Below are 26,477 nucleotides of genomic sequence, written 5' to 3' on the forward strand. Positions count from 1 at the left end.
ACCCACACGGCCGTGACCGGCGACGGTCAGGGTGTCGGGGCCCGGCGGGCGGCCATGAGCAGCGCGATGTCGTCGGGCCTGTCCTCGGCCTGCCGTGCCTGCCCGATGATCTGGTCCGCACTGTCGGCGAGCGGCATGTGGCCGACCGCGGCCAGGGTGCTGCGCAGACGCTCGATGCCCTCGTCGATGTCCGTGCCCGCCTTCTCCACCAGCCCGTCCGTGAAGAGGGCCAGGACCGCACCCGGGCCGAGTTGCAGCTCCGTGACGGGGTAGGAGGCTTCCGGGTCGACTCCGAGCACCACGCCCCCGGGCAGGTCCAGGACCTCGGTCCGGCCGTCGGCGTGCCGCAGGACGGGCTGCGGGTGCCCGGCGCGCACGGCCAGGGTGGCACCGGTGACGGGGTCGAGCAGCACGTAGCAGCAGCTGGCGAACTGGCCGGGGTCGAGTCCGATGAGCAGCCGGTTGGTGGCGCTCATGATCTCCTGCGGGGCGTGCCCGATGAGGGCGAAGGCCCTGACCGCGCTGCGGATCTGCCCCATCGTGGCGGCCGCGGCGACACCATGTCCCTGGACGTCCCCGATGACGAGGGCGAGTCCGCTGCCGGTCTCGATGACGTCGTACCAGTCGCCCCCGATCTCGATGTCCTGGGTGCCGGAGAGATAGCGGCCGACGGTGTCGACCTGGTCGACGACCGGCAGCCGGTGGGGCAGCAGGGCGTCCTGCAGTCCCCGGGCGAGCGCGGCCTCGGTGTCGTAGCGCTGGGCGCGCTGGAGCGCCTGGGCGATGAGCCCGGCCAGCGCGGTGAGCACGGTGCGCTCCTCCGGACTGAAGCCGCGGGACTGGTCGAATCCGAGGATGCACGACCCCACGGGGCGGCCCGAGGCGATCAGCGGCAGGAAGGCCCGGGCTCCGACACTCGTGTCCATGGGGATGCCGGGGTAGGCCTCACCCAGCTGCTCCATGGACTCGAAGAACAGCGGCCGCCCGGTCGTGAGCGTCTCCACGCCCGGAATGTGGGTGTCGAGGCCGACTCCGTCGAACCGGTCGAGGAAGCCGCGGGGGAAGCCGGTCTCCCAGGCCAGGTAGAGGCGCCCCTCGTTCTGGAGGTAGATGGCCAGCTGTCTGCCTCCGAAGGCCGGCAGCAGTTCCTCCGTGACCACGGCCGAGACCTGACGGGCCGTGACGGCCTCCGTCAGCGCGATGGCCAGCGCGACCGGCCGGTACAGGACGGTGGAGCGGTCGGCCGGTGAGCCGAGTTCCTCTCCGGGGGTGGTGCGGGACTCGTCGGGTGTGCGCCCGGGCCGGCTCGCGGGGCTGAGAGAGATCGTGACCCCGTCGCGGCCGGGGAACAGCGCCACGGACAGCCACTGCGCCGGGGTGCGCCGGGCGAGGAAGTACACGGGGTCGTCGGAGAACAGGGCCGCCCGGCGGTGATCCTCGTAGGCCGGGTCCGCGAGCCAGGGCAGCGCCTCCCCGAGGAGCCGCCCGGTCAGTTCCGCACCGCGGTGGCCGAGGAGCTCCTCGGCCTCGCGGTTGGCGTAGGTGATCCGCCCGAGCCGGTCGTGGGAGAGCAGTCCGCGCGGGATCCGGTCGGCGGCGTCCGGGACGACGGGGCCCGCACCGCGGTCGAACAGCACACAGCTCAGCCTGCCGGCCCGCCCGTCGTGCTCCCCGTGGCCCGAGAGCTCGAGGAGCAGCGGGCGGCCGCCGGGCCCCCAGAGCCGCATGCGGCGCACATGGGGCTCCGCCGACCTCGAGGCCCTGCTCCCCAGCGTCCAGAGTCCGTAGAGGTCCTCGGGCAGCAGCCGCGCCGTCAGGGTCTCCATGGACAGCGCCGGCGCGTCGGTCGGTCGGAGGCCCAGGATCTCGTGCGTGTCGTCGTCCGCGGTGACGGCTCCGGTGCCCGTGTCCCACTCGAAGTGTCCGACACGCAACGGCCGGGCCGTGCCCGTCGGGAGCCGTACGGGCAGGGGGGCGCCGTCCCACAGGGCGGGGCCGTCCTGCGCGGCGATGTCGGTGCCGAGCCGAGCGGCGACGGCTTCCATGCGGCGCCGGTCCGCGCCGCCGACCGGCACGCCCCGGGTGGCGTAGCGCAGCACGACGAGTACGCCCACGGGGGTGGTCCCGTCGGAGACGGGCGCGTAGAGCGACCCGAACGGGAACGGAAGGCCCGCCATCAGCTGCGGGAAGCGGCGCATGGCCTCCTCCGCGTCGCCCAGGTAGACCGGCCGGTTCGAGCGGTAGGCCTCGGCCACCGGGAAGGGCCGGTTCACGTGCATCCGCCACCAGGGACGCAGCAGTGGGCCCGGCAGCCCCGCGAGCACGGCCATCAGCAGGAGGCCGGGGGTCCGGGAGCGCAGGTAGACGCTGCCCGCGTACCCACCGACGGCGTCGACGGCGCTCACCACGGCCTGGGCGAGCACCAGCGACAGCCCGTCGGGCGTTCGGCTGCCATCGGGGCTCCAGGTCACACTGCCAGGATGCGCACCCCGGCGCGGGTGCGCATGTGCTCGGCATGCACCGATCCTCAGGTACCGGCGGGGACCGACGGCTCCGTGCCCGCCCGCGCGCACACCGAGGCGGCGGCCGCGGAGGCGAAGGACAGCAGGTCCCGCACCTCGTCAGGCTCCGGATGAGCGGTGAAGGAGCCCTGCGCGCACATCCGGCTCAGCAGACCCGCGGCGAACGCGTCGCCTGCGCCGATCGTGTTGACGACCTCGGCCGGTACGGCCGCGACCGACACCGGAGGTGCCGACGCGGTGTACGCCGTGCTGCCCCGGGCGCCCCGGGTGAGGACCACCAGGCGTCCCCCGGCCGCGAGTGTCCGGCAGGTCTCCTCCGGGTCCGTGCCCGGCCACAGCTGCTCCAGGTCCTCGTCGCTGGCCTTGACGACATGGGCGAGGCCGCACAGGTCGCGCAGGGCGGCCGAGCCGTGGTCCGCGCCCAGGGTGCGGTCCCGGCGGACGTTGGGGTCGACCACGAGGAGGGTGCGTCCCGCGGCCGCGAGAGCCGCGGCCCGGACGACCGACGCGGCGGGTTCGACGACCGCGGCGAGGCCGCCGACGTACACGGCGCCGAACCCCGCGGTCCGCGCGGAGAGATCGGGCAGCCGGAACGTCGCCGTGTCCTGGAGATGGAAGTGGTAGCCGGTGCCTCCGGTGCCCGGCTCGGCGACGGCCAGCGCGGTGGGCAGGCCGGAACGTCCGCAGAGCGTGAGGTCGACCCCCGCCGACCGGAGCGTGGCTTCGATCATGCGGGCGAACCCGTCGCCGCCCAGGCCGCCGGCGAAGGCGGCCGGGGTGCCCAGCCTGGCCAGTCCGACGGCGACGTTGGCCGGGGCCCCGCCGAACTGGGCCGCCCGTACGCCGCCGTCCCCGGCCACGGGTACGAGGTCGACGAGGGCCTCGCCGATCACCAGGACGGAGCCGGGGCCGCCCGTCACGGCTCGACCACGATCTTGCGGCCGATGCCCGCCTTGAAGCGGTCGATCGCCTGCGGGTACCGGTCCAGCGGCAGCCGGTCGCTGATGAAGACCGCCGGGTCGAGCACCCCGCCGGCGAAGAGGGAGGCGGCGCGTTCGTAGCTGTGCAGGACGGCCATCGAACCGGTGATGGTGATCTCCTGGTTGTAGATGCGGTAGGGCTCGATGACCGCCGTCGTGGCGTAGTCGGCCACTCCGAACTGGAGGAAGGTGCCGCCCTTGGCGACACGGCCCAGGCCGTCCTGGATGGCAGCCGCGTTGCCCGTCGCGTCGATGACGACGTCCCAGCCGCCGGGGCGGTCGAGCTCGTCGGCCCCCGCGGCCGACCGGGAGCAGCCGAGACGCCCTGCCGTGGCGAGCCGTTCGGGGTTGACGTCGAGGACGTCCACGCCTGCCGCCCCGGTGCGCTTGGCGAGCTCCAGCATCATCAGGCCCATGGTGCCGGAGCCGTAGATCAGCACCTCGGCGCCGAGGGTGCTGTTCAGTACGTCGTAGCCCCGGACCGCGCAGGACAGCGGCTCGATCAGGGCCGCGTCCTTCACGTCGATGTGTTCGGGCAGCCGGACGCAGTTGGCGACGGGCGCCACGGCGTACTCCGCGGCGCCGCCGGAGACGGTGACGCCGATGGCCGCCCAGCGTTCGCAGAGGTTGCCGCGTCCGCTGCGGCAGTAGCGGCACTCGTGGCAGTGCAGGGAGGGGTCGACGGCGACGCGGTCGCCGACGGCCAGCTCCGTGACGTCGCGTCCGACGCCGACGATCTCCCCGGCGAACTCATGGCCCGGGACGAGAGGCAGGGTGGGTGCGAACTCGCCCTGCAGGATGTGCAGATCGGTGCCGCAGAGCCCGCACGAGGCGACGGAGACGACGACCTCGCGCGGTCCGGGCGTGGGGTCGGGGACGGTGGTGACGGAGACCTTGCCGGGGGCTTCGACGATCGCTGCCCGCATTATTTCACTGCTCCCAGAGACAGGCCCTGGACGAGTTTGTCCTGGGCGGCGTAGCCGGCGGCGAGCACCGGCAGGGACACGACGACGGACGCGGCGCACAGCTGGGCCAGGAAGAGACCCTGGCTGGTGACGAATCCGGTGAGGAAGACGGGTGCGGTCTGGGCGACGACGCCGGTGAGCACCCGCGCGAAGAGCAGTTCGTTCCAGCTGAAGATGAAACAGATCAGCGCGGTGGCCGCGATGCCCGGTGCGGCCATGGGTGCGACGACCCGGGCCAGGACGGTCGGCAGCCGCGCGCCGTCGACCTGGGCGGCCTCGATGACGGACACCGGGACGTCGGCCAGGAAGGACTGCATCATCCAGACGGCGATCGGCAGGTTCATCGAGGTGTAGAGCAGGACGAGGAGCCAGATGTTGTCCAGCAGCCCGGCGTTCTTGGCGAACAGGTAGACGGGCAGGAGCCCGGCGACGACGGGCAGCATCTTCGTGGAGAGGAAGAAGAACATCACGTCCGTCCACTTGCGTACCCGCCGTATGGACAGCGCGTACGCCGCGGGGAGCGCCAGCAGGAGCACCAGGAGGGTGGAGAAGACGGATGCGCCCAGGGAGTTGAGCAGGGGCGGCCACGGGGTGACGCCGCTGTCGGCGCCGAAGAAGGCCTTGTAGCCGTCGAGGGTGAGCGGCGCGAAGAGCGAGGGCGGATTGGTCGCGGCGTCGGACTCGGCGTGCAGCGAGGTCAGCAGCATCCACAGTGCGGGCAGGCAGAAGGCCAGTCCCGCGGCCCAGGCCAGCAGGCCGAGGACCAGGGAGCGTCGCTTGGCCCGCCGCAGGACGCGTCGCGCGGACGGGGCGGGCGCGGGGACGGTCGTGGTCATGCGCGGTTCGCCTCCTCACTGAAGAGGGACGAGACGGTCCGGAGCGCGAAGGTGGCGATGACGATCGTGCCGATCACCACCACCACCCCCGCGGCGGACGCCAGTCCGTATTCGTGGGCCTGGTAGAAGGTCTGGTAGATCGTGTAAGGCAGGTTGGCGGTGCCGAGGCCGCCCGCGGTGATCGTGAAGACGGCGTCGAAGTTCTGCACGATGTAGACGGCGCCGAGCAGTACACCGAGTTCGAGGTACCTGCGCAGGTGCGGCAGGGTCAGGAAGCGGAAGGTCTGCCAGGCGCTCGCGCCGTCGAGGCGCGCCGCCTCGACGACCTCGGCGGGCCGGCTCTGGAGTCCCGCGAGCAGGATGAGCATCATGAACGGCGTCCACTGCCAGACCAGTGCGGCGATGACGGCGAGCAGCGGCATGTCCGCGATCCAGTCCAGCTGGCTCGGGCTCGTGTCGCCGAAGAGCTCGCCGATCCAGCTCAGCGCGCCGTTGAGGAGGCCGTACTCCGGGTTGTAGAGCGCGTGCTTCCAGAGAAGGGCGGCGGAGACGGGCACGATCAGGAACGGCGTGATGAGCAGGGTGCGGACCATGCCCCGGCCGAAGAACGCGCGGTCCAGGAGCAGTGCGAGGGCCAGTCCGATGACGACGGTGGAGACGACGACGCCCGCCGTGAGCAGGGTGGTGGTGAGAACCGAGTCACGGAGCGCGGCGTCGGTGAAGACGGAGGCGTAGTTGTCGAGCCCGTTGAAGGCGCGCTTGTCGGGGCTGAGGGAGTTCCAGTCGAAGAGCGAGATCACCAGGGTCGCCACGAACGGCAGCTGGGTGACGACGATCAGGAAGACCAGCGCGGGCAGCAGCGGAGCCCTGGTGGCCCAGGCCCGGGGTCCGCTCCTCCTTCGGGCGGGCGCGGCCGGTGGTCCGGGTGGTGCCTGGGGGGTGGTGCCGACTGCTGTGGTCATCGGTACTCCTTGGCGACCTGTTCGGCCAGCTTCTGGGACGTGGCCAGCGCCTTGTCGACGGACTGCCGGCCGGCGATGGCCGCGCTGATCTCCTGCGCGACCCTGGTGCCGAGATCGGTGAACTCGGGGATGCCGACGAACTGGATGCCGGGGACGGGGCGCGGCTGGGTGCCCGGGTTCTTGGGGTCGGCGCCGGAGATGGCCTGCTCGGTGACGTCCGCGAAGGCGCCGGCCGCCTCGCGGTATTCGGGGTTCTCGTAGGTGGAGGCCCGTTTGCCCGCAGGGGCGTTGGACCAGCCGCTCGTCTCCCCGACGAGCGACTCGTACTCCTTGCTGGAGGCCCAGGAGACGAACTTCCACGCGTCGTCGGACTTCTTGGAGGCCTTCTGGATGCCCCAGGCCCAGGTGTAGAGCCAGCCCGAGCTCCTGGTCCTCTCCACCGGCGCCGGTACGTAGCCGATCTTCCCCTTGACCGGGGAGGCCGCCGCCTCCAGGGATCCGGCGCCGGCCGTGGCGTCGTACCACATGGCGGTCTTGCCCTGGGTCATGTTGTTGAGGCACTCGGCGTACCCGGACTGGGAGGCGCCGCGCTCGCCGTGCTCGCGGACGAGGTCGACGTAGAAGCGGGTGGCCTTCTTGAACTCCGGTGAGGTGAGTTGCGGTTCCCAGTCCTCGGTGAACCAGGTGCCGCCCATGGTGTTGACGACGGTGGTCAGCGGGGCGATGAGCTCTCCCCACCCGGGCAGTCCGCGCAGGCAGATGCCTTTCATGCCGGGCTCGGCGCCGTCCGCCTGCGCCGCGAGTCCGGCCACCTGTTCCCAGGTGGGGTGCGCGGGCATCGTCAGCCCCTTCGCCTCGAAGACGTCCTTGCGGTACATGAGGAAGGACGACTCGCCGTAGAACGGTTCGGCGTAGAGCCTGCCCTCGGCGGTGAGCGACTCCCGCAGGGGTTCGAGGATGTCGTCCTGGTCGAAGTCGGCGTCCTGCGCGGCGTAACCGTCGAGCGGGTGCAGCCAGTCGTTCTTCGCGAAGAAGGGGACCTCGAAATTGCTGATGGTGCCGACGTCGTACTGGCCCGCCTGGTTGGAGAAGTCCTGACTGATCTTGTCCCGGACGTCGTTCTCCGGGAGCACCGTGAAGTGGACCTTGATGCCGGTCTCCTCGGTGAAGTGCTCGGCGGTGAGTTTCTGCAGTTCGACCATCTGCGGGTTGTTCACCATGAGGACGTTCAGTGCGTCCCCCCCTCCGAAGGCGGTGCCGCCCGCTCCGGCGCACCCGGCGGTGAGGAGGGCCATCGCTGCCGTGCCCGCGACCGCACGCACGCGGATCCCACGGCGTCGTTGCTGGTGGGGCATAAGTTCTCCTGATCGGTCGTAGCGGCTCGTGGAGCACTGCCCTTGGTTCCCGGTCCTCGTGACCGTTCGGGCAGGGCGAGGCTGTCCTCCGGCCCCCGGACGGGGGCGGGAGAGGGGGTGCGCGGGACCGTTCCCGCCGTGGTGGTCAGACGCGGATGACGTGAGGGCCGAGCAAGGAGTAGCGCTGCGCCTCCGCCGAGGGCAGACCGGTGTCGGTGATGACGGCCTCGAAGTCGGCGACACCGGCGAATCGGCAGAAGCTCACCGCTCCGAACTTCGAGTGGACGCCGGCGAAGACCCGGCGGCGGGCGCTGCGCATCGCCTGTGCCTTGACCTCCCCGACCGCGGGGTCCGGGGTGGTCAGCCCGTACTGGCGGGAGATGCCGTTCGCACCGACGTACGCGAGATCGATGACGAAGTCGGCGAGCATGCGGGTGGCCCAGTGGTCGACGGTCGCCATCGTGCTGCCGCGCAGCCGCCCGCCGAGCAGGAGCACGGCCGTCTTCTCGGCGTCCGCGAGGACGGTCGCGACGGCCAGGGACGCGGTGACCACGGTCAGCGGACGGTCCCGGGGAAGGGCTTCGGCGATGAGCTGCGGGGTGAAGCCCTCGTCGATGAAGACCGTCTCCGCGTCGCCGAGCAGTTCGGCGGCGGCCGTGGCGATCCGTGACTTCTGCGGCACGTGGTGTGTGGTGCGCATGGCGAGTGTCGTCTCGAAGCCCGCGCTCTCGACCGGGTACGCACCGCCGTGCGTGCGCCGGACGAGACCGTGCTCCTCGAGGGTGTGCAGATCGCGCCTGATGGTCTCCTTGGCCACCTCGAACCGCTCGGCGAGCCGGTTCACGTCGACCGCGCCGTCCCTCCGGGCGGCCTCGAGTATCCCTCGTCGGCGTTCCTCGGTGCCCACGACACCATCCTTGCTCTCGTACGGATCCGGCGCGGCCCGGCGTCCGTTCGGGCCCTCGCATCGTTTGTACAAGCAGGAACAGCTGTACGACCACCTTCTTCGCACCCCGGACTGTGCCCGTTGATGCCCGTTTCGAACCCGGGCCCTGCCCTGACCACCCCTGGTCCGGGGCCTGACGGCCGGACGGACGCCGCCTGCTTCGCCGGTCGCCGTGCCCGTTTCGCGCCCGTCGACGGTCATGGAGGGGCATCGGGCCGGACGACCGTACGGAGATGCGAATGCGAACGGCTCGGAATGTCCAATTCCCGCCCACATAGCCTGCTTCAGGAGAAGAATTCCTGTCTCCTGCCCCTTCGGACAACCTCCCCCACCCCTCGGCACCTCTCACAGGCGAAGCGACTGGACCGCCCCCCGGGGCGCTCGGACATCGGAGAACCATGAGCACCGAAACCCCCCGCAGAGGACGGTGGCGCCCGGCGGTCGCCGCCGCCGCGGCGATCGCTGTGACCGCAGGCGTCGCCGCCGCCCCTGACGACGCGAAGGCTCCGCCGGTCCCCCGGATCGGTCTGGTCGCCGCCCCCTGATCCGTGCGCGGGAGGGGCCCGGATGCCCAGGGCCCCTCCCGCAGCGGCTCGGCCGGACCAAATGCTCTCCGCCGGTGGGAAGTTGCTGGCAGACTGCGCAGGTGGAGCGGCCACCTCATCTGCAGCGGAGCTTGTCATGACGACCGGAACACCCCAGCCCCCCATCGACACCAGCAGGCCCCACTCGGCGCGCGTGTACGACTCGTTGCTCGGCGGCAAGGACAACTATCCCGTCGACCAGGCGGTGGCCGAGCACCTGCCCGCCGAGGCGAAGGCCGGGGCCTTCCAGAACCGCGCCTTCATGAACCGCGCGACGGCCTGGCTGGCCCGGGAGGGCGTGGACCAGTTCCTCGACATCGGCACGGGCATACCCACCGCTCCGAACCTGCACCAGATCGCCCAGGAGATCGCTCCGGCGTCGCGCGTCGTGTACTGCGACAACGACCCGATCGTCCTGCGGCACGCGGAGGCCCTCCTCGTCAGCAGCCCGGAGGGGGCCACGGACTACGTGCACGCGGACGTGCTGGAGCCCGCCAAGATCATCGAGGCGGCCCACAAGGTCCTGGACTTCGACCGCCCCGTCGCGCTCTCGCTGCTGGGGCTCCTCCATTTCCTGCCCGACGACGTGGACCCCCTGGGCATCGTGCGCACCCTGACGGCCGGACTGTGCCCGGGCAGCTACGTGGTGCTCTCCCAGGGAGCGTCCGACGTGAACCCCGAGGGCGGGGAGCGCGGCTCGGCCGAGTACGGCAAGGGCGGCATACGGCTCGCGCTGCGCACCCGCGAGGAGTTCACCCGCTTCTTCGAGGGCCTGGAGATCGTGGAGCCGGGTCTGGTGACGGCTCCCGAGTGGTTCCGCGGCACACCGGGTCCCCTGCCGGAGTTCAGCGGCGTCTACGTCGCGGTCGCCCGTATCCCGTAGCACCCCCGATCCGGAAGGGACGTCCTCATGGCCGACGGAATCCCGCACGCGGCAGCCGCGGCGTTCGACGCGATCGGCGACGACTACGAGCGTGCCTTCGCCGGCTCGGCGGCGCACGGGGCCTCACTGACCCGACTGCTGGAACGGCTCGCTCCCGGGAGCCGGATCCTGGACGTCGGCAGCGGAACGGGCCGCCCCACCGCCCAGACCCTGGCGGCCGCCGGACACGAGGTGCTGGGGGTGGACGTCTCGCCCGTCATGGTGGAGCTCGCCTCCCGCCGCGTGCCCGGGGCGTCCTTCCGGCACGCCGACATCCGCGAGGTCCCGCTGGAGGAGGGGTTCGACGCGGTCTGTGTCTACTTCTCGCTCCTGCAGATGCCGCGCGAGGACCAGCGCCGCCTCGTGCACCGGCTGGCGGGCGCACTCCGGCCGGGCGGGCACCTCGTCCTGGCGACGGTGCCGCTGGACGTGGAGGACGTGGGCGCCGTCTTCATGGGCCAGGAGGTACGGGTGACCAGCTTCGGCCGGGAGGCGTTCAGGGAGCTCGCGGCCGGGGCCGGGCTCGGGATCCTCGACGAGGACGCCACGGTGTTCACGCCGGCGCACCCCGGCGCCGTACCCGAACCGCACCTCTTCCTCCACTGCCGCCGGGAGCCGGTACCCCCGGGGCCGTGAGGCGGCCCCGGGTCACACGGGACCGTTCGTGCCGGGCTGCATCACCTGCTCCGTCCAGATGACCTTGCCGCCGCCGTCGGTGTACCGGGTGCCCCAGCGTTCGGCCAGCTGGGCGACGAGGAAGAGGCCACGGCCTCCCTCGTCCATGCTGGCCGCCTGGCGCAGATGGGGCGAGGTGCTGCTGCGGTCGGACACCTCGCAGATCAGCGTCCGGTCGCGCAGCAGCCGTACGCGGATGGGTCCGGTGGCGTAGCGGATCGCGTTGGTGACCAGTTCGCTGAGGATCAGTTCGGTCGTGAACGCCTCCTCGGCAAGACCCCACTCGGCCAGCTTGCGGGACACCTGGGAGCGGACCTCGGCGACCGCGGAGGGGTCCGAGGGCACGTCCCACTCGGCCACGTTCCCGGCGGCGAGCCGGAGGGTCCGGCCGACGAGAAGGGCGACGTCGTCGCGGGCGCGTGCGGGCACGAGGACGCGCAGGACGGCCTCGCAGGTCTCCTCCGGCGTCCGGTCGGGGTGCCCGGCCAGGGTCTCGCGCAGCAGTTCCAGACCCTCGTCGATGTCGCGGTGCCTCTCCTCGACGAGCCCGTCCGTGTAGAGCACCAGGCGGCTGTTCTCCGGGATCTGCACGTCGAGGGTCTCGAAGGGCATGCCGCCCAGCCCCAGGGGCGGTCCGCCGGGCACGTCGACGAAGGCGGCGCTCCCGTCGGGTCCGACGATCACCGGCTGGAGGTGACCGGCCCGGGCCATGCTGCAGCGCCCGGACACCGGGTCGTAGATCGCGTAGAGGCAGGTTGCCCCGGTGACTCCGCCTCCCTCCGAGCCCTCGGCCGACTCGTCCTGGTCGATGCGGGCGACGAGCTCGTCCAGGTGCCAGAGCAGTTCGTCGGGGGGCAGGTCCAGGGTGGAGAAGTTGTGGACCGCGGTGCGCAGGCGCCCCATCGTGGCGGCGGCGTGGAGCCCGTGCCCCACCACGTCGCCGACCACGAGCGCCACCCGGGCGCCGGGCAGGGGGATGATGTCGAACCAGTCGCCGCCGACCCCGCCCAGCCCGCCGAGACCGGCCTGCGCGGGGAGGTAGCGGTAGGCGGCGTCGATGGCGCTCTGGTCGGGGAGGCCCTGCGGGAGCAGGCTCCTCTGCAGGGTGACCGCCACATTGTGCTCGCGTGAGTAGCGGCGTGCGTTGTCGATGCTCACCGCGGCGCGGGCGACGAGCTCCTCCGCGACGGACAGGTCCTCGTCCTCGAACGCCTCGGGCCTCTGGGCCCGCCAGAACATGGCCACTCCGAGGATGACGCCCCTGGCCCTCATGGGGACGGCCATGAAGGAGTGGATCCCGGACGCGACGATGCGCTCGGCGCGTTCCGGGTGCTGCTGCTGCCAGCCGGAATGTCGTGTCAGGTCGGTGACGAGGACGGCATCGCCCCTGAGCAGCCCCGCGCCGATCTCCGTGCTCGGCAGAAAGCGGATCACCGAGCCGAGCGGGTGGATTCCCGTGTCGTCGCGGGCGCCGCTGAAGGCGGACCGGCGCAGGCCCTCCGTGGTGGCCCGGACGGCTGTCGGCTCCTCGCCTCGCAGTACCCCCTCGGCCAGGTCCACGGTGGCGTAGTCGGCGAATCTGGCCGTGGCGAACTCCGCCAGCTCCTCGCACGTCCGTACGACGTCCAGGGCGGTGCCGATCTCCGTACCCGCGTCGTAGAGGAGCTTCAGCCTGCCGCGCGCAAGGGCGGCCTTGCCGGTGAGGACCTGCAGTTCCGTGGTGTCCCGCAGGGTCGTCACGGTGCCGGGTGGTCCGCCGTTCCTGTCTGTGGACCGTCGGCTGACGGCCAGGAGGCGGTCGCCCGCGGAGTGCACCTCGTCGGTGGCGCTGCGTCCCGAGTCGAGGAGGCCGGCGATCTCGGGGTCGAGCCCGAGCTCCGCGACGTACCTGCCCTCGACGTCCGCGGGGAGGCCGAGGAGCCGTCGCGCCTCGTCGTTGGCCAGCAGCAGCCGCCCGTCGCCGCCCGCGATGAGCACGCCTTCCCGGACGGAGTGGAGTACGGCGTCGTGGTGCTCGTACATCCGGGTCATCTCGGTCGGACCGAGACCGTGGGTCTGGCGTTTCAGACGCCTCGTGATGAGGGCCGTGCCTCCCATGGTGAGCAGGAGGATCCCGGCGGCGGAGCCGAACAGGAGGGGGAACTGGTCCTCGGTGACGCCGCTGACGTTCTGGATGGTGATTCCGGCGGACACCAGCCCGATCACCTTGCCGTCGGCGCCGAACACGGGCACCACGGCCTGGACGAGCGGGCCGATGGTGCCGGTGATCTGCTCCGTGACGACGCGGCCCTCCAGGGCGGGTTGCACGTCGCCGACGAACTTCTTGCCGATCCGGTCGGGCAGCGGGTGCGTGTAACGGACGCGGTCGAGGTTGGTGACGACGATGAAGTCGACGCCCGACCTCTTCCGCGCCGCTTCGGCCTTGGGCTGCAGCACGGCGGTGGGGTCGGGACTCCTCAGGGCCGCTTCCATGCCCGGGGCGTTCGCGAAGGTCTCGGCCACGGCGACGGAGCGGTTGCGGGCTTCGCGTTCGCTGTCGGCGCGGGACTGCAGCACGAGCGCTGCCACGGCGGCAGCGACGATCAGCACCACGATCGCCACCTGCAGGAGAAAGACCTGACCAGCGAGGCTTCTCATCCGGAGAAACGAACGCGGGCGGCCGTAGCGTCCGGCCATGTCCCCCTTTTTACACCCTGGTCATACGCCGGGCGAGCCGTGCGGGACGGCTCCGGGCGCCGCGGACGGCGGTGGAGGCCCTCAGACGGTCTCGGGGGCCCGCGCCGCGCCGCCGTCCTCGCGTGCCAGCCGGTGCGGCCACCACACGCGCGGCCCGATGTCCAGGAAGAGCGAGGTGACCAGCACGGACCGTACGACGAACGTGTCCAGGAGGACGCCCAGGGCGACGGTGAAGCCGATCTCGGCGAAGGCGACCACCGGGAGGGTCCCGAGCGCGGCGAAGGTCCCCGCCAGGACGAGGCCGGCGGAGGTGATGACCGCGCCGGTGGCGGCGAGCCCGGTGACCACGCCCGCGCGGGTGCCCTGGTGCAGGGCCTCCTCGCGGATCCGGGTGGTCAGGAAGATGTTGTAGTCGATGCCGAGCGCCACCAGGAAGACGAACACGAAGAGCGGGAAGTCCGTCGTCTCCCCCGCGTAGTCGAAGACGTACCGGAAGGCGAGCGCGCTGATGCCCAGCGCGGCGGCGAAGGACAGGACCACCGTCGCGACCAGGAGGAGGGGAGCCACGAGGGCGCGCAGCACCAGCGCGAGGATGATCAGGACGACCAGCAGCACCAGGGGGATGATCAGCAGGTTGTCGTGCCGGGTGGCGGCGTCCATGTCGAGTGCCGCCGCGGTGTCACCGCCCACCTGCGCGTCGGCGCCCGGGATCCGGTGGACCGCGTCGCGGACCCGCTCCACGGTGTGCTCGGCCCGGTCGCTGTCCGCGGCGTCGGTGAGGGTGGCCTCGAAGATGGCCCGGCCGTCCTGCACCGGCCGGGCGCCGGGCGGCACGACGAGGGACCCGGGCACGACGCCCCGGGTCCCCTGGACGGCCGCGCGCACCTGGACGCTCCGGTCGGCCGCCGCGATGACGACGAGCGGGCTGCCGCTCCCGGCCGGGAAGTACCGGTTCTGGATCTCCTGTCCGACCACGGAGTCCGGCTTGTCGGGGAAGGAGTCGGCGTTGCTGAGGCCCGCCGCGCGCAGTTGCACGAGGCCGAGGGAGAGCGCGGCCAGCACCAGGGCCGTGGCCACCCAGACCCGCCGGGGGTGCGCGGCGAGCCGGCGCCCGGTCCGCGCCCAGAATCCGCGCTCGGTGGGCTCGGGTGTGCCGTGGTGCGGGGCGACCGGCCAGAAGACCCAACGGCCGAAGATCACCAGCAGCGCCGGGAGGAGGGTGAGCATGGCGACCAGGGCGACGGCCACGCCGATCGCGGCCACGGGCCCGAGCCCGCGGGTCGAGTTCATCTCGGCGGCCAGCAGGACGAGCATGCTCAGCACCACGGTGCCGCTGCTCGCCAGCACGGCCGGTCCCGCGCGGTGCAGCGCGCGGGCCATGGCCTCGTGCCGGTCCTCGTGGCGCCGCAGCTCCTCGCGGTAGCGGGCGACGAGGAGGAGGGCGTAGTCGGTGCCCGCGCCGAAGACGAGCACGGTCAGGATTCCGGCGCTCTGACCGTTGACGGTGAGTCCCGCGTGGGCCGCGAGGAGGTAGATCAGTGCCTGTGCGGCGAGGAGGGCGGCGACGACCGAGACGACGGGCAGCACGAGCAGCGTCGGGCTGCGGTAGGTGATCAGCAGCATGACGATCACGACGGCGAGCGCGGCGAGGAGCAGGGTCGAGTCGATGCCCGAGAAGGCGTCGGCCGAGTCCGCGGCGACTCCGCCGGGCCCGGCGATGTGGACGGAGAGTCCGCCCCCGCCGCTCCCCACGACCTCGCGTACGGAGTCGACGGCGGGGCCGATCCGTTCCCAGCCCTTCTCGTCCATGGTGACGGGCACGAAGATCTGGGCCGCGGCGGGCGCGGCCTTGTTGTCGTAGAGCGGGCCGCGCACCTCCTCGCCCCGCACCCCGTGCGCCCGCAACGCCATGAGCTGCTTCTTGTCCGCTGCGATCCGCACACGGTCGGCCGGGGTCAGGCCGCTCTCGCGTGCGTACACGACGACGGCGGTGATGACCTCGGGCCGGAACTCCTTGGACTCCTCCCAGACCTGGGTGGATTCGGCGCTGCTGGGCAGCCAGGAGGCGGCGTCGTTGTCCTGGGCGCCCGTGAGCTTGCCCGCGAGGGGAGCCGCGACGACGACCACGAGGAGCCAGAACACCACGACGAGCCATTTGGTGCGGCGTCCGCACAACAGCCGGGCCACCTCGCGCATGCCGCTCCCGCCCCTTCGTCCGGTCCCGTGGCGGAGACAGTAGGGCGAGGCGTGGCGGCCTGCCCGGCGACATGCCGTGGGCGGCGGCCGGCGGCCACGGTCGGACCATCGCCGGGCTCTACGGGCGGGCCGGACGGCCGAAGCGCACCGGGACCCCGGGTGAGTAGAGCACGCTCGTCGGGGCCCCGGTGGGTGCGGGCAGTCCCGCGGCCGCCACCAGGCTCTCGTCGCACTCGAGGAGCTGGGCCCGGTGCAGGGGCCAGCGGGGGTGCGCGTTGGGGAGGTACAGAGTGCGCCCGTGGAAGGTGCTGTGCATGCCCCAGCGTGCGGTGAGGAAGTGTTCCAGCTCGCTGGGTTCGCCGATCCGTCCGCCGGGACGCAGCACGATCCGGCTGTGGGCGCCCCGGGGCCCGGGCAGGCGCCGCCGGCTGGTGTAGGTGAGTGTGCCGGCGTCGTCCCGGACCTCCATCCGGGACCACACGTACGGCAGCCGGAAAAGCGTCCGGGCGACGGCGACGGGGATCAGCCGGGAGGCGTCGAGCGAGCGGAAGACCACTCCGCGCCTGCCGTGCGCGTCCCGGGAGTAGAGGCGGACGTTGGCCTCGGGGAAGGTGCCCAGGTAGGGGATGCCGGGGAGGCCGAGCCATCCGACGCGGTACATCCGGAAGGCCACGAGTCCGACGTAGGTGACTTTGTCCAGGGTGTCCGGCACGGTCCCGGCGGGCAGGAGCGGCGCCACGACCCCGGGGTCCGCCGCCCAGTGCAGGAAGGCCAGGTCCAGCCACGACTGCGTCATCAGCGGGCTCATCGACGGGTGGGGCGGGTCGGGGGTGACGGGCTGCGGCGTACGGAGGGTGGGCGGCACCCGGACAGGATGGCAGAGCCGGTGGGAGCCCCCGCACGGGAAGCGGCTACTGAAGGGCGCGCACCACGGCGGTGAACAGCGGGGGCAGGCGGTGGGCGGCGGGCACGATCAGTCCGGCGGTCACCGGGTGGCCGGCGGCGCCCAGCAGCGCCCCGGTGAGCAGACGGTGACGCCGGGTCAGGCCTGCCCACCGTGCGGGGTAGGCCTCGGGGCGATTCGCGACCAGGCAGTCGACGGCCGCGGAGGCGGTGGCCACCGCCAGGGCGACTCCCTCGCCGGTGAGCGCGTCGACGTAACCCGCCGCGTCACCGGCCAGCAGGACCCGTCCTGCGCGGCGTGCGCTCGCGCTCTGCCTCAGGGGGCCGGCGCCGCGTACGGGGCCGGCGGCCAGCCCCCGGAGCGTGCGGGCCAGTGCGGGGAAAGCGGTCAGGTGCTGGTCGTGGGAGCGCCGGTGGCGGCTGAGGACGGCGACGCCCACCAGCCCCTCCCCCACCGGCGTGACGTAGGCCTCGCCGTGGCGCGACCAGTGGACCTCCACGAAATCGGTCCAGGGGGCGATCCGGTAGTGGCGGCGCAGCCCGTAACGGCGCGGTGCGGGAGTGCGGAGTTCGAGGCCCAGTGCGCGGCGCAGGGGCGAGTGCAGGCCGTCGGCCGCGATCAGCCAGCGGGCCGTCAGCCCGGCCGTCGTGACGCTGACCGGTCCCTGGCTCACCTCCGTCACCCTGCCCGTGACGACCCGTACGCCGAGCTCCCGGGCCCGCTGGTGCAGGGCGGTGTGCAGTTCGGTGCGCCGGACGCCGAGCCCGGGGCGGCCCCGGAAGGCGGCCTCGGCCTGCCGGGCGCCCTCGATGTAGCGGATTCCCCGGAGTTCGCGGCCGGCCGGGGTGACGCCCAGCGCCCGCAGGGCCGCCACTCCGCTGGGCATGATGCCCTCGCCGCATGCCTTGTCCACGGGTGCGGCGCGGGGTTCGACCACGACGGCCTCGAGGCCCGCCGCGGCGGCCCGGATCGCCGCCGCGAGACCGGCCGGTCCGCCGCCCGCCACCAGGATGTCGATCACGCGCGCGCGTCCGCCCCCGCGAGGCGGGCCAGCGCGCCGTCCTCGCAGCGGATGCGTACGGTCAGGAGCGCCGCGTTGCCCAGGGTGAACAGGACGGCGGTCACCCAGGCGCCGTGGGCCAGGGGCAGAGCCGCTCCTTCGGCCGCGACCGCCACGTAGTTGGGGTGGCTGAGCCACCGGTAGGGCCCGCCGGTCACCAGGGGCAGGCCGGGGACGACGATGACCCGGGTGTTCCAGCGGCGCCCCAGGGTGCGGACGCACCACCAGCGCAGCACCTGCGCGGCGGCCACCACCGCCACCATGGTCCACCCGAACCAGGGCAGGAACGGGCGGCCGGCCAGCCATGTCTCGGCGAGGCACGCGCCGAGCAGCCCGGTGTGCAGGGCCACCATCGCCGGGTAGTGCCCGCGGCCGGTTTCGGTGCCGCCCCGGGCCAGGCTCCAGCGGGCGTTGCGCAGGGCCACCGCGAGCTCGGCGAGGCGCTCGGCCGCGACGGCAAGGACCAGGGCCGTGTACCAGATCATGTGTTCCTCCGGACTACCAGCGCAGCAGCACCAGTTCGCAGCAGAAGCCGGGGCCCATCGCCATCAGCAGACCGGGCGCACCGGGCTCGGGCCGCCGCTGCTCCATCGTGTCCCGCAGGACGTGCAGGACCGAGGACGAGGACAGGTTGCCGACCTCGGCCAGGGAGCGCCAGGTGACGTCGAGGGCGCCTTCGGGCAGGGACAGGACGTCGGAGACGGTGTGGAGGACCTTGGGCCCGCCGGGGTGGCTCACCCAGCGGGCGACGTCCTTCGGCTTCAGCCCGTGCCGCTCCAGGAAGCCGCCGACGTCCTCGGCGAGATACCGGCGTACGACGTCGGGGACGGCCGGGTCGAGCACCACGGTGAAGCCGGAGCCGCGGATGTCCCAGCCCATCACGTGCCCGGTGTCCGGGTACAGGCGGCTGCGTGTGTCCACGATCTCGGGGCCGTCCACCGGCGCCGGGTGAGCGTCGCCGACGAGGACCGCCGCCGCGGCGCCGTCGCCGAACAGCGCGGTCGCGACCAGGTTGGCCGGGCTCGCGTCGTCGCGCTGGAAGGTCAGGGAGCAGAGCTCGACGGAGAGCAGCACGGCCACCTGACCGGGGTGGCCGGCCAGGTAGTCGTGCAGCCGCGCCACCCCGGCGGCTCCGGCGACGCAGCCGAGGCCGAAGACCGGGAGCCGCTTCACATCGGGGCGCAGGCCGAGCCGTCCGACGAGACGCGCGTCGACGGAGGGCGCCGCGATCCCCGTGACGGAGGTGAACATCAGGAGGTCCACGTCGTCGGGGCGCAGCCCGGCCTTGCGCAGGGCTCCGCGTACGGCTTCGGCGCCCAGGTCGACGGCGGCGCCGATGAACACGTCGTTCGCCGCGCCGAAGCCGTCCAGTTCGCCGTAGCGGTCCAGGGCCAGCACCGTGTTCCGGGTGCGCACTCCCGCGTTCGCGTGGAGCCGGTCGAGCACGCGGCGGTCGGCTCCCGCCGGCAGGCAGGTGCGCGCCACCATGTCGGTGACGTCCCGCTGGGTGTGGCGGTGGGGCGGCAGGACCCCGTGCACGGCCGCGATCCGGGTCACCCTGGCCACCGCTTCGGAGAGATCATGGCCCATATCCTGCCCACCTGTCGGGGCAAATCGGTGTACATGCGACGCGCGGCTGCCGTGTCCGTGTGCTCAGGGGTCCCTACGATCGGTCCGTGGACACCACGGACCGGCCACCGGCACACACCGTCGCCGCGCGCGGGCCGCACCCCTGGGCGGGGCTCGCGCTCTCCTGCCATCCGGGGCCGGTCGCGGCGGTGACCGTCCTCGTCACCGCACTGGCCGTCGCCTCCGGTCCGGCGGGCGCCCGATGGGTGCTGGTCGCGGCCGCCGTGCTGACCGGGCAGCTCTCGGTCGGCTGGTGCAACGACGCGTTCGACGCACTCCGCGACGCCGGGGCCGTGCGCCAGGGGAAACCGGTGGCGCGGGGCGCGGTGGGTCGGGACGTGGTGTGGGGCGCCGCGTTCACGGCCCTGTTCCTGTGCGCGGCGCTGTCGCTCGCATGTGGCGGGGCCGCGGGAGGGGCTCATCTGGCGGGGGTGGGGGCGGCGTGGGCGTACAACCTGAGGCTCAAGGAGACGGTGCTGTCCTGGCTGCCGTACGTGATCGGCTTCGGCAGCCTTCCGTGCCTGGTCACCCTGAGCCTGCCCGGGAGTCCGTGGCCGGCCTGGTGGGCGGTGGCGGCGGGTGCGCTCCTCGGCGTGGCGGCCCATCTGGGCGACGTGCTGCCGGACATCGAGGCGGATCTGCGGGCGGGCATCCGAGGTCTGCCCCAGCGGCTGGGCCCGGTGCGCACCCGGCTGCTGCTGCCCCTCCCCCTGTCGGCGGCCACGGCGGTTCTGGTCCTGGGACCGGCGGGGGCGCCGGGCGGAGCGGGCGTCGCCGTGCTCGGCGGGGTCGCTCTCTGCTCCGTGGCGGCGACATTCACGTACGCCGGTCCGCGGCCGGAAGGGGCCCGGCGCAAGACGGCGCTGGCGGGGACGGTGGTGGTGGCCGCCGTGGATGTGGCGCTGCTGCTGGCCCGTGCCGCGCAGATCACGTGACGTCCGGGCGGACGCGGTGACGTCCGCCCGGGCCGTCGGGTGCGGGTGTCCGCGCTACCGGCCGGCGAGACCGGTGTGCGCGATCCCGCGCACGATCTGCCGTTGGAAGAACGCGAAGACGATCAGGAGCGGCGTTCCCGCGATCACGAGCGAGGCCATGATCTGGGCGTAGCGCACGCCGAAGGTCGACTGGACGTTGACGAGCCCGACGGGCAGGGTCATGCCACCCGGGTCCGTGGTCACGAGGAACGGCCAGAGGAAGTTGTTCCAGGTCGAGATGAAGGTGAAGATCGCCACGGCCGCCAGCACGGGACGGGACAGCGGGATGACGATCGTCCAGAACACCCGCCAGCGCCCGGCTCCGTCGACGAAGGCCGCCTCCTCCAGCTCGCGCGGGACACCCTCGAAGAACTTCACCAGGATGAACACCATGGCCGGCACGGCGACCTGGGGCAGGATCACGCCCCAGTACGTGTCGACGAGGCCGAGCTGGACCATCTCCCGGAAGAGAGGCGCGATGAGGACCTGCGGGGGCACCATGATGCCGGCGAGCACCAGTCCGTAGAGCAGCCGCCGGCCGCGGAAGTCGGTGCGGGTGAATCCGTACGCGGCCATCGCGCACGTCACGACCGTGAGCAGGGTGGTCATGACGGAGATGTACGCCGAGTTCATGAGCCAGACCAGCAGGTCGCCCGACTCCCAGACCTTGCTGTACGCGTCGAAGGTGATGCGCGAACCGATCCAGGAGAGCGGTGTCCTCGTCGTGTCACCCTCCGGCTTCAGGGAGGTGGCGACGGCCCAGGCCAGGGGCAGGAGCCAGGCGGCCGTGAGGAGCAGGGCGACGACGAGCAGGACGATCCTGCCGGGCGTCCAGCGCGGGCGGCGTCCCCCCGCGTCGGCGGACCGCCCGGACCGCGGCGCGGGGCGGGCGGTGACGGTCGTGGAACCGCTCACTTCGCGGCCTCCTCAGCTCGGCGCCGGGACAGCAGCGGCTGCACCAGGGAGACGGTCAGGATCAGGGCGAAGAAGATGTACGAGACGGCCGAGGCGTAGCCGATGCGGTAGCCGGTGAAGCCCTGCTGGTAGACGTACTGCAGGATCGGCCGGGTGGACTCGTCGGGGCCTCCGCCGGTCATGATGTAGACCTGGTCGAAGATCTTCAGCGAGGCCAGCACCTGGAGGACGACGACCAGTCCGGTGGTGCGGCCGAGCATCGGCAGGGTGATGTGCCTCAGGCGCTTCCAGGCTCCCGCTCCGTCCAGTTCGGCGGCCTCGTACAGATGGGCCGGGATGGCCTGCAGGGCGGCGAGGTAGAGCAGGAAGTTGAAGCCGACGGTCCACCAGACGGTGGTCGCCACGATGCTGAGCATGGCGTACCGCTCGTCCGTCAGCCATCCGATCTCCGGCGTCAGGCCGACGGCGGCGAGCATCTGGTCGGCGAGGCCGAAGTCGGACGGCAGGATCATGTTCAGGAACAGCAGGCAGACGACGCCGGACGGCAGCAGGAACGGCGCGAACCAGCTGAGGCGCCACAGCCACTGCACGACCCGCAGCTGGTGGGCGAGCAGCGCCAGGACGAGCCCGACGACGACGAGGGGGACCGTGGACAGGACCGTGAACCAGACGGTGTTCCACAGCGAGGACCACACGTCGGGGTCGCGCACGGCCTCGGCGTAGTTGTCGAGACCGACGAACTCCCCGCCACTGCCCGTGATGTTCTCGCTGGTCAAGCTCATGCCAAGGCCGGATATCAGCGGCCAGATCAGGAACATGGCGTACACGAGGAAGAAGGGCGCGATGAACACGAGACCGTGTTCGGTCCACTTCCTTCGCACCGTGCGGGCCGGGCGTCCGGCCGCACCGCCGGAGGGCTTCGCCACGGGTGCGGGCGCCGCCGCGGTGGTGGAGGTCATGACGCGGCTCCCGGGAGGGGGTTGCGGGTGTCGAGGAGTGTCCGCAGCCGCGCCTTGGCCTCGGTCAGGGCATTGCTCGGACTCCGGGAGCCGGTGAGGACCCCGGAGATCACGGCACCGAGCTCGATCCACATCCGCGAGGCGGAGCCGGCGAACCAGGCGGGTTCGTCGAGGGCCACGTCGTCGATCACCGTGCGGTACTCGGACTGCGGCTTCAGCGCGAGGTACTCGGGATCGTCCAGGACGGGCAGGTAGGCGGGCACGTGGCCGCCTTCGGCCCAGGCCACGGAGTTCTTGAGCATCCAGGCGACGAGGGCGTGGGCGGCCTCGTCCGGGGCGCCGCCGCGGTCCGCCTGGTGCGGCAGGACGAAGGCGTGGCAGTCGGCCTGCGTGGCCGCCGTGCCGAAGAGCGCGGGGACGCGGGTCATGGAGAAGGGGAGCCCGGTGGCCTTGAAGGTGCTGATCTCCCATTCCCCGTTGAGGTGGAAGGCCGTCTTCCCTCCGTTGAAGACGCCCACGGACCCGGGGTAGTCGACGCGGCGCACCATGAGCCCGTCCTCGACGAGCCGGGCCAGGTACTCCAGTACCCGCAGCGCCTTGGCGTCGTCGAGCGCGAGGCGCTTGCCGTCCTCGGAGAGAACCGTGCCGCCGGTCTGCGCGTAGAAGCTGGAGAAGAGGCGCCAGGGGGTGACGCAGTCGGGACCGAGCGTCTCGGTGACCAGCCCCGGCTGCCCGGTCGTCCTCTTCGCGGCGCGCAGGGCGTCGGCGAACTCGTCCGCACCGCTGATCGGCTTGAGCCGGCCGCCCGACATCAGTCCGGCCTTCTCGCAGACCTCGGTCTGGTAGTAGAGGACGAAGGGGTGGGTGTCCAGGGGGACGGCGTACTGCTTGCCGCCCGCCCGGCCGCGGCGCCAGATGTCCGGGGGGAAGTCCTCCTCCGTGACGCCGTGCTCGGCCAGCAGGCCGAGGTCGAACGGGTCGAGGAGCCTGCCGGGCGCGAAGCCCGCGAGACGGGCGAGGTGCAGGGCGGCGAGCTCGGGCGCCCTGCCTCCGGCACCGGCCATGCCGAGCTTGGTGTAGTACGGGGCGCCCCACTGCAGGGTCGAGGCCTCCAGGGCGATGTCCGGGTGCCCGGCCCGGAAGTCGTCGAGCATGGCCTGCATGTTGACGCCGTCGCCGCCGCCGAACAGATGCCAGAACCGCAGCAGGGTCTGTCCCGGACCCGCGGCGGTGGCGGGAGCTGCGCAGCCCGACAGGGAGCCCAGGGCTCCGGCGGCGGCCAGGGCGCCGGCACCGCCCGCGAGGGCTCGGCGCCGGCTGAGGAGGGGTGGGTGCATGGCGGCTCGTCTCGTCTCGGCTCTGAGGTGCTGGGACGCGTGAAGGGAGCGTGGCGCGTTCGATATTTCGGTGCTCGCCCGCGACTTCGGACGGGACCGTAGGCGCGGGAAAACGCGGCGTCAATGACTCGCGCTGAAATTGCGAACAATGTTCGATATCACGAACCCACCAGGTCTCCGAGGTGCCCACCGGCGCCGGATACGCGCACCGGTGGGCACGGGCGAGGAGATACCGCGGGGATCGGCACACATTCCTTACTGGGGGGTAGGCCCGCCCGGCATCCTTGCTATACCTTCCGTCTAACAAGAGGGGCGGAAGGCGCCCGGCCGGGGGCCGTCGCCGGTCCCTTGCTCGACGCTGCCGCCGTGTACGCCGCGCAGCACTACATATGACGATCCGTCACTCATCACGCACCTGTGACAGCACCAAGGACATCGCTGACGAACCGAGGAGCCGCACCATGGCAAGCAGCACCGTACGACCGGATGCAGAGGACCGGCCGCCCGAGGACCACCTGACCCGCCGCCTGCTCGAATCGGCCGCCACGCTGGCGTACGACCCGGCCACGGAGGTCGACTGGGACACGCCGCTGGACAAGGACTTCCACGGCGCCAGCCCGGAGTGGAGCACCCTGTACGGCACGGCGTACTGGGGGGAGCTCACCGAGGAACAGCGCAAGGAACTGACGCGCCAGGAAGCCGCCTCGGTGGCCAGCACCGGCATCTGGTTCGAGATGATCCTCCAGCAGATGGTCCTGCGCGACGTCTACGCGAAGGACCCGACGAGCGCGGACGTCCAGTGGGCGCTGACCGAGATTGCCGAGGAGTGTCGGCACTCGATCATGTTCGCCCGCGGTGCGCAGAAGCTCGGCGCCCCGCCCTACCGGCCGCACCGGTTCGCGGTCGAGCTGGGACGGGCCTTCAAGACGCTCGCGTTCGGCGAGGCCGCCTACGCGGCGATCCTCGTCGCCGAGGAGGTCCTCGACGTCATGCAGCGCGACTGGATGCGGGACGAGCGGGTCGTCCCCTTCGTCCGCACCATCAACAACATCCATGTCGTCGAGGAGTCCCGGCACATGAAGTTCGCCCGCGCCGAGACCCGCAAGCACCTCGGCGGCGCCGGCCCGGTGCGACGCCGGATCAACGCGCTCGTCATCGCGATCGCGTCGTACGTCATCGTCACCAGCATGGTGAACAAGGACGTCTACGCCAACGCCGGACTCGACCGGAAGCGCGCCCTCGGCGAGGCAGGGGCCAACGAGCACCACAAGTCGATGATGCGTTCCAGCTGTTCGGGCCTCATGGACTTCCTGGCCTCGGCCCGCCTGCTCACCAAGCCCGCGCTGATGTTCTACAAGCGTGCCCATCTGATCTGAGCGGACGACATGACCTACGCCATCACCCAGACGTGCTGCAGCGACGCCACCTGTGTCTCGGTGTGCCCCGTCAACTGCATCCATCCGACGCCGGAGGAACCGGACTTCGGCCGGACGGAGATGCTGTACATCGACCCGAAGTCCTGTATCGACTGCGGTGCCTGCGCGGACGCCTGTCCCGTGGAAGCGGTCTTCCCCGTGGACAGCCTCCCTGCCTCACAGCAGGAGTACGGCCCGCTCAACGCGGCGTACTTCGCGGACCGGCAGGCCGAACAGGACCCGTCGGGGCCGAACTTCCACGTGTGGGGCGAGCCGTCCTTCACGCGCAGCCTGCCGTCGGACTTCGCGCCTCTGCGGGTCGCGGTGGTGGGAACCGGGCCGGCGGGGATGTACGCCGCCGAGGACCTGCTGCTCCACACGAGCGCGGAGGTGACGCTGATCGACCGGCTGCCCGTCGCCGGCGGCCTCATCCGCTACGGCGTTGCGCCCGACCACCTGTCGACGAAGAGGGCCGGCGACACCTTCGCGAGATTCCACACCCACCCGCGGGTGCGCATGCACCTCGGCGTGGAGGTGGGCCGCGACATCAGCCCGGAGGAGATCGCCGCCCATCACGACGCGGTGATCTACGCGGTGGGCGCCTCGGGCGGCCGTCGGCTCGGGATTCCCGGCGAGGATCTGGCCGGCAGCATATGCGCGACGACCTTCGTCTCCTGGTACAACGCCCATCCCGAGGTCGCCCCGGACGCCGTGGACCTGTCCACCGAGAGGGTGGTGGTGGTCGGTACGGGGAACGTCGCCCTGGACGCGGCCCGGATCCTGGTCTCCGACCCCGACGCGCTGGCCGCGGGGGACATCGCCGGCCACGCGTTGGACGCCCTGCGCGCCGGCTCGGTGCGCGAGGTCGTGCTCCTGGGACGGCGGGGGCCCGAGGACGCGGCGTACACCAGGTCCGAACTGCTCGCGCTCACGCACCTGGACGGCGTGGATCTGGTCGTCGACGACCACGACCCGCGGACCGGCGCGGCCGTCGACGCCGCGGGGCCGGACGACCGGGCCGGACTGCTGAAGGGCGTCGCCCGGGAGACCGTGGACTGGTCCGGGCCCGCACCGGCAGGCCGTCGCATCGTGTTCCGCTTCCACTCCGCGCCGCTGGAGGCGCTCGGCGGCGTCGCGGTGGGCGCGGTCCGTGTCACGGACGGGACGAACGACGGCACGAGCGGCCGGGAGATCCCGGGCGGGCTGCTGCTGCGGGCCGTCGGCCGGCGCGGACTCCCGGTGCCGGGGCTGCCGTTCGACGAGGCCGCCGGCATCGTTCCGCACGAGGGCGGCCGGGTGACGGGACGGCCGGGGACGTATGTCGTGGGATGGATCAAGCGCGGCCCCACGGGCGGCATCGGCGCCAACCGCACGTGCGCCGCGGAGACCGTGGGCACCCTGCTGGACGATGCCGTCGGCGGCACGCTGCCCGCTCCGGAGCAGGGGGCGAAGGCCTTCCAGCGGCTCGTGCGGCGCCGTAACCGGCGCGTCGTGGACGCGCGCGGGCTGGCGGAGATCGAGCGCACCGAACTGGCCCTGGGGCGCCGCGACGGCCGCCCACGGGTGAAGCTGGCGACGGTGCCCGAGCTGGTGGCGGCGGCCAGGGGCGGCCGCCGGCGGATTCCGGGCTGAATCCCCGGCCCGGTCCGCTGACAGCACGTCGGC

General features: G+C 72.3%; 22 protein-coding genes. 6 read left to right on the forward strand and 16 right to left on the reverse strand.

Going from position 1 to position 26,477, the window contains the following annotated elements; translation table 11 throughout:
* Nucleotides 1-26: 26 nt before the first annotated feature.
* The 7 genes from B9S57_RS10500 to B9S57_RS10530 form a co-directional block, all read right to left on the reverse strand.
* On the reverse strand, nt 27-2,471 hold the full coding sequence (locus B9S57_RS10500) for a SpoIIE family protein phosphatase (protein WP_258036339.1): 2,445 nt from the start codon (nt 2,469-2,471) through the stop codon (nt 27-29).
* Nucleotides 2,472-2,527: 56 nt separating this feature from the next.
* Nucleotides 2,528-3,442 carry a PfkB family carbohydrate kinase gene (locus B9S57_RS10505; RefSeq protein ID WP_103515259.1) on the reverse strand — a complete coding sequence of 305 codons (915 nt, stop codon included), beginning with the start codon at nt 3,440-3,442 and terminating at the stop codon, nt 2,528-2,530.
* Entirely contained in the window at nt 3,439-4,428 is a 990-nt protein-coding gene (locus B9S57_RS10510; RefSeq protein ID WP_103515260.1) for a zinc-dependent alcohol dehydrogenase family protein, read from the reverse strand. The genes B9S57_RS10505 and B9S57_RS10510 overlap by 4 nt, the downstream gene beginning before the upstream one ends.
* A complete protein-coding gene (locus B9S57_RS10515; protein WP_103515261.1) occupies nt 4,428-5,303 on the reverse strand; it encodes a carbohydrate ABC transporter permease in 876 nt (291 codons plus the stop codon). The genes B9S57_RS10510 and B9S57_RS10515 overlap by 1 nt, the downstream gene beginning before the upstream one ends.
* Complete coding sequence (locus B9S57_RS10520) at nt 5,300-6,265, reverse strand: carbohydrate ABC transporter permease (protein ID WP_103515262.1); 966 nt, start codon at nt 6,263-6,265, stop codon at nt 5,300-5,302. The genes B9S57_RS10515 and B9S57_RS10520 overlap by 4 nt, the downstream gene beginning before the upstream one ends.
* Nucleotides 6,262-7,620, reverse strand: a complete 1,359-nt coding sequence (locus tag B9S57_RS10525; RefSeq protein ID WP_103515263.1) for a sugar ABC transporter substrate-binding protein — start codon at nt 7,618-7,620, stop codon at nt 6,262-6,264. Before B9S57_RS10525 ends, B9S57_RS10520 begins: the two co-directional genes overlap by 4 nt.
* 145 nt (nt 7,621-7,765) lie before the next feature.
* Nucleotides 7,766-8,527, reverse strand: a complete 762-nt coding sequence (locus tag B9S57_RS10530) for a DeoR/GlpR family DNA-binding transcription regulator (RefSeq protein WP_103515264.1) — start codon at nt 8,525-8,527, stop codon at nt 7,766-7,768.
* Between the two features lie 437 nt (nt 8,528-8,964).
* On the opposite strand from B9S57_RS10530, the gene B9S57_RS34415 reads away from it, so the two are divergent.
* The 3 genes from B9S57_RS34415 to B9S57_RS10540 all read left to right on the forward strand — a co-directional run bounded on the left by B9S57_RS34415 (nt 8,965) and on the right by B9S57_RS10540 (nt 10,708).
* Nucleotides 8,965-9,111 (forward strand): hypothetical protein, encoded by a 147-nt coding sequence (locus B9S57_RS34415; protein ID WP_181011309.1) that lies wholly within the window; start codon nt 8,965-8,967, stop codon nt 9,109-9,111.
* Between the two features lie 136 nt (nt 9,112-9,247).
* Nucleotides 9,248-10,033 (forward strand): SAM-dependent methyltransferase, encoded by a 786-nt coding sequence (locus B9S57_RS10535; RefSeq protein WP_103515265.1) that lies wholly within the window; start codon nt 9,248-9,250, stop codon nt 10,031-10,033.
* 27 nt (nt 10,034-10,060) lie between these two features.
* Nucleotides 10,061-10,708 carry a class I SAM-dependent methyltransferase gene (locus B9S57_RS10540; protein WP_103515266.1) on the forward strand — a complete coding sequence of 216 codons (648 nt, stop codon included), beginning with the start codon at nt 10,061-10,063 and terminating at the stop codon, nt 10,706-10,708.
* 12 nt (nt 10,709-10,720) lie between these two features.
* On the opposite strand, the gene B9S57_RS10545 is transcribed toward B9S57_RS10540, so the two are convergent.
* From B9S57_RS10545 to B9S57_RS10570, 6 genes are all read right to left on the reverse strand, one after another.
* Complete coding sequence (locus B9S57_RS10545; protein ID WP_103515267.1) at nt 10,721-13,423, reverse strand: SpoIIE family protein phosphatase/ATP-binding protein; 2,703 nt, start codon at nt 13,421-13,423, stop codon at nt 10,721-10,723.
* An 81-nt stretch (nt 13,424-13,504) separates the two neighbouring features.
* Nucleotides 13,505-15,619, reverse strand: a complete 2,115-nt coding sequence (locus B9S57_RS10550; RefSeq protein WP_103515268.1) for an MMPL family transporter — start codon at nt 15,617-15,619, stop codon at nt 13,505-13,507.
* 118 nt (nt 15,620-15,737) lie between these two features.
* Entirely contained in the window at nt 15,738-16,484 is a 747-nt protein-coding gene (locus tag B9S57_RS10555; protein WP_103515269.1) for a DUF2071 domain-containing protein, read from the reverse strand.
* Between the two features lie 46 nt (nt 16,485-16,530).
* Entirely contained in the window at nt 16,531-17,544 is a 1,014-nt protein-coding gene (locus B9S57_RS10560) for an NAD(P)/FAD-dependent oxidoreductase (protein ID WP_103515270.1), read from the reverse strand.
* On the reverse strand, nt 17,541-18,068 hold the full coding sequence (locus B9S57_RS10565) for an isoprenylcysteine carboxyl methyltransferase family protein (protein ID WP_103515271.1): 528 nt from the start codon (nt 18,066-18,068) through the stop codon (nt 17,541-17,543). Before B9S57_RS10565 ends, B9S57_RS10560 begins: the two co-directional genes overlap by 4 nt.
* A gap of 13 nt (nt 18,069-18,081) precedes the next feature.
* The gene (locus B9S57_RS10570) at nt 18,082-19,140 is read right to left on the reverse strand and encodes a type III polyketide synthase (protein WP_103515303.1); all 1,059 of its coding nucleotides are present in this window, start codon (nt 19,138-19,140) and stop codon (nt 18,082-18,084) included.
* 119 nt (nt 19,141-19,259) lie between these two features.
* On the opposite strand from B9S57_RS10570, the gene B9S57_RS10575 reads away from it, so the two are divergent.
* Nucleotides 19,260-20,147 (forward strand): UbiA family prenyltransferase, encoded by an 888-nt coding sequence (locus B9S57_RS10575; protein WP_103515272.1) that lies wholly within the window; start codon nt 19,260-19,262, stop codon nt 20,145-20,147.
* Nucleotides 20,148-20,201: 54 nt separating this feature from the next.
* Here the strand turns inward: B9S57_RS10575 and B9S57_RS10580 are convergent, their stop codons facing one another.
* Genes B9S57_RS10580 through B9S57_RS10590 form a run of 3 tightly spaced genes read right to left on the reverse strand, consistent with a single transcriptional unit; the run spans nt 20,202 to nt 23,397 of the window.
* Nucleotides 20,202-21,101 (reverse strand): carbohydrate ABC transporter permease, encoded by a 900-nt coding sequence (locus B9S57_RS10580; protein WP_103515273.1) that lies wholly within the window; start codon nt 21,099-21,101, stop codon nt 20,202-20,204.
* Nucleotides 21,098-22,060, reverse strand: coding sequence for a carbohydrate ABC transporter permease (locus B9S57_RS10585; protein ID WP_103515274.1), 963 nt, complete (start codon nt 22,058-22,060; stop codon nt 21,098-21,100). Before B9S57_RS10585 ends, B9S57_RS10580 begins: the two co-directional genes overlap by 4 nt.
* The gene (locus tag B9S57_RS10590) at nt 22,057-23,397 is read right to left on the reverse strand and encodes an extracellular solute-binding protein (RefSeq protein WP_103515275.1); all 1,341 of its coding nucleotides are present in this window, start codon (nt 23,395-23,397) and stop codon (nt 22,057-22,059) included. Before B9S57_RS10590 ends, B9S57_RS10585 begins: the two co-directional genes overlap by 4 nt.
* A gap of 461 nt (nt 23,398-23,858) precedes the next feature.
* On the opposite strand from B9S57_RS10590, the gene B9S57_RS10595 reads away from it, so the two are divergent.
* Together B9S57_RS10595 and B9S57_RS10600 are read left to right on the forward strand one after the other, a co-directional pair.
* Nucleotides 23,859-24,773: a diiron oxygenase gene (locus B9S57_RS10595; protein ID WP_103515276.1), complete on the forward strand. Its 915-nt coding sequence runs from the start codon at nt 23,859-23,861 to the stop codon at nt 24,771-24,773.
* 9 nt (nt 24,774-24,782) lie between these two features.
* Nucleotides 24,783-26,444, forward strand: coding sequence for an FAD-dependent oxidoreductase (locus tag B9S57_RS10600; RefSeq protein WP_103515277.1), 1,662 nt, complete (start codon nt 24,783-24,785; stop codon nt 26,442-26,444).
* The last annotated feature ends 33 nt before the right edge of the window (nt 26,445-26,477 follow it).

Origin of the sequence: Streptomyces sp. SM10, assembly GCF_002910915.1 — a bacterium.
Lineage (GTDB): Bacteria > Actinomycetota > Actinomycetes > Streptomycetales > Streptomycetaceae > Streptomyces.

Coding starts and splice junctions, on each gene's coding strand:
- B9S57_RS10510 (WP_103515260.1), bottom strand. CDS start 4,428: ATGCGGGCAGCGATCGTCGAAGCCCCCGGCAAGGTCTCCGTCACCACC.
- B9S57_RS10515 (WP_103515261.1), bottom strand. CDS start 5,303: ATGACCACGACCGTCCCCGCGCCCGCCCCGTCCGCGCGACGCGTCCTG.
- B9S57_RS10520 (WP_103515262.1), bottom strand. CDS start 6,265: ATGACCACAGCAGTCGGCACCACCCCCCAGGCACCACCCGGACCACCG.
- B9S57_RS10525 (WP_103515263.1), bottom strand. CDS start 7,620: ATGCCCCACCAGCAACGACGCCGTGGGATCCGCGTGCGTGCGGTCGCG.
- B9S57_RS34415 (WP_181011309.1), top strand. CDS start 8,965: ATGAGCACCGAAACCCCCCGCAGAGGACGGTGGCGCCCGGCGGTCGCC.
- B9S57_RS10535 (WP_103515265.1), top strand. CDS start 9,248: ATGACGACCGGAACACCCCAGCCCCCCATCGACACCAGCAGGCCCCAC.
- B9S57_RS10540 (WP_103515266.1), top strand. CDS start 10,061: ATGGCCGACGGAATCCCGCACGCGGCAGCCGCGGCGTTCGACGCGATC.
- B9S57_RS10545 (WP_103515267.1), bottom strand. CDS start 13,423: ATGGCCGGACGCTACGGCCGCCCGCGTTCGTTTCTCCGGATGAGAAGC.
- B9S57_RS10550 (WP_103515268.1), bottom strand. CDS start 15,619: ATGCGCGAGGTGGCCCGGCTGTTGTGCGGACGCCGCACCAAATGGCTC.
- B9S57_RS10565 (WP_103515271.1), bottom strand. CDS start 18,068: ATGATCTGGTACACGGCCCTGGTCCTTGCCGTCGCGGCCGAGCGCCTC.
- B9S57_RS10585 (WP_103515274.1), bottom strand. CDS start 22,060: ATGACCTCCACCACCGCGGCGGCGCCCGCACCCGTGGCGAAGCCCTCC.
- B9S57_RS10590 (WP_103515275.1), bottom strand. CDS start 23,397: ATGCACCCACCCCTCCTCAGCCGGCGCCGAGCCCTCGCGGGCGGTGCC.
- B9S57_RS10595 (WP_103515276.1), top strand. CDS start 23,859: ATGGCAAGCAGCACCGTACGACCGGATGCAGAGGACCGGCCGCCCGAG.
- B9S57_RS10600 (WP_103515277.1), top strand. CDS start 24,783: ATGACCTACGCCATCACCCAGACGTGCTGCAGCGACGCCACCTGTGTC.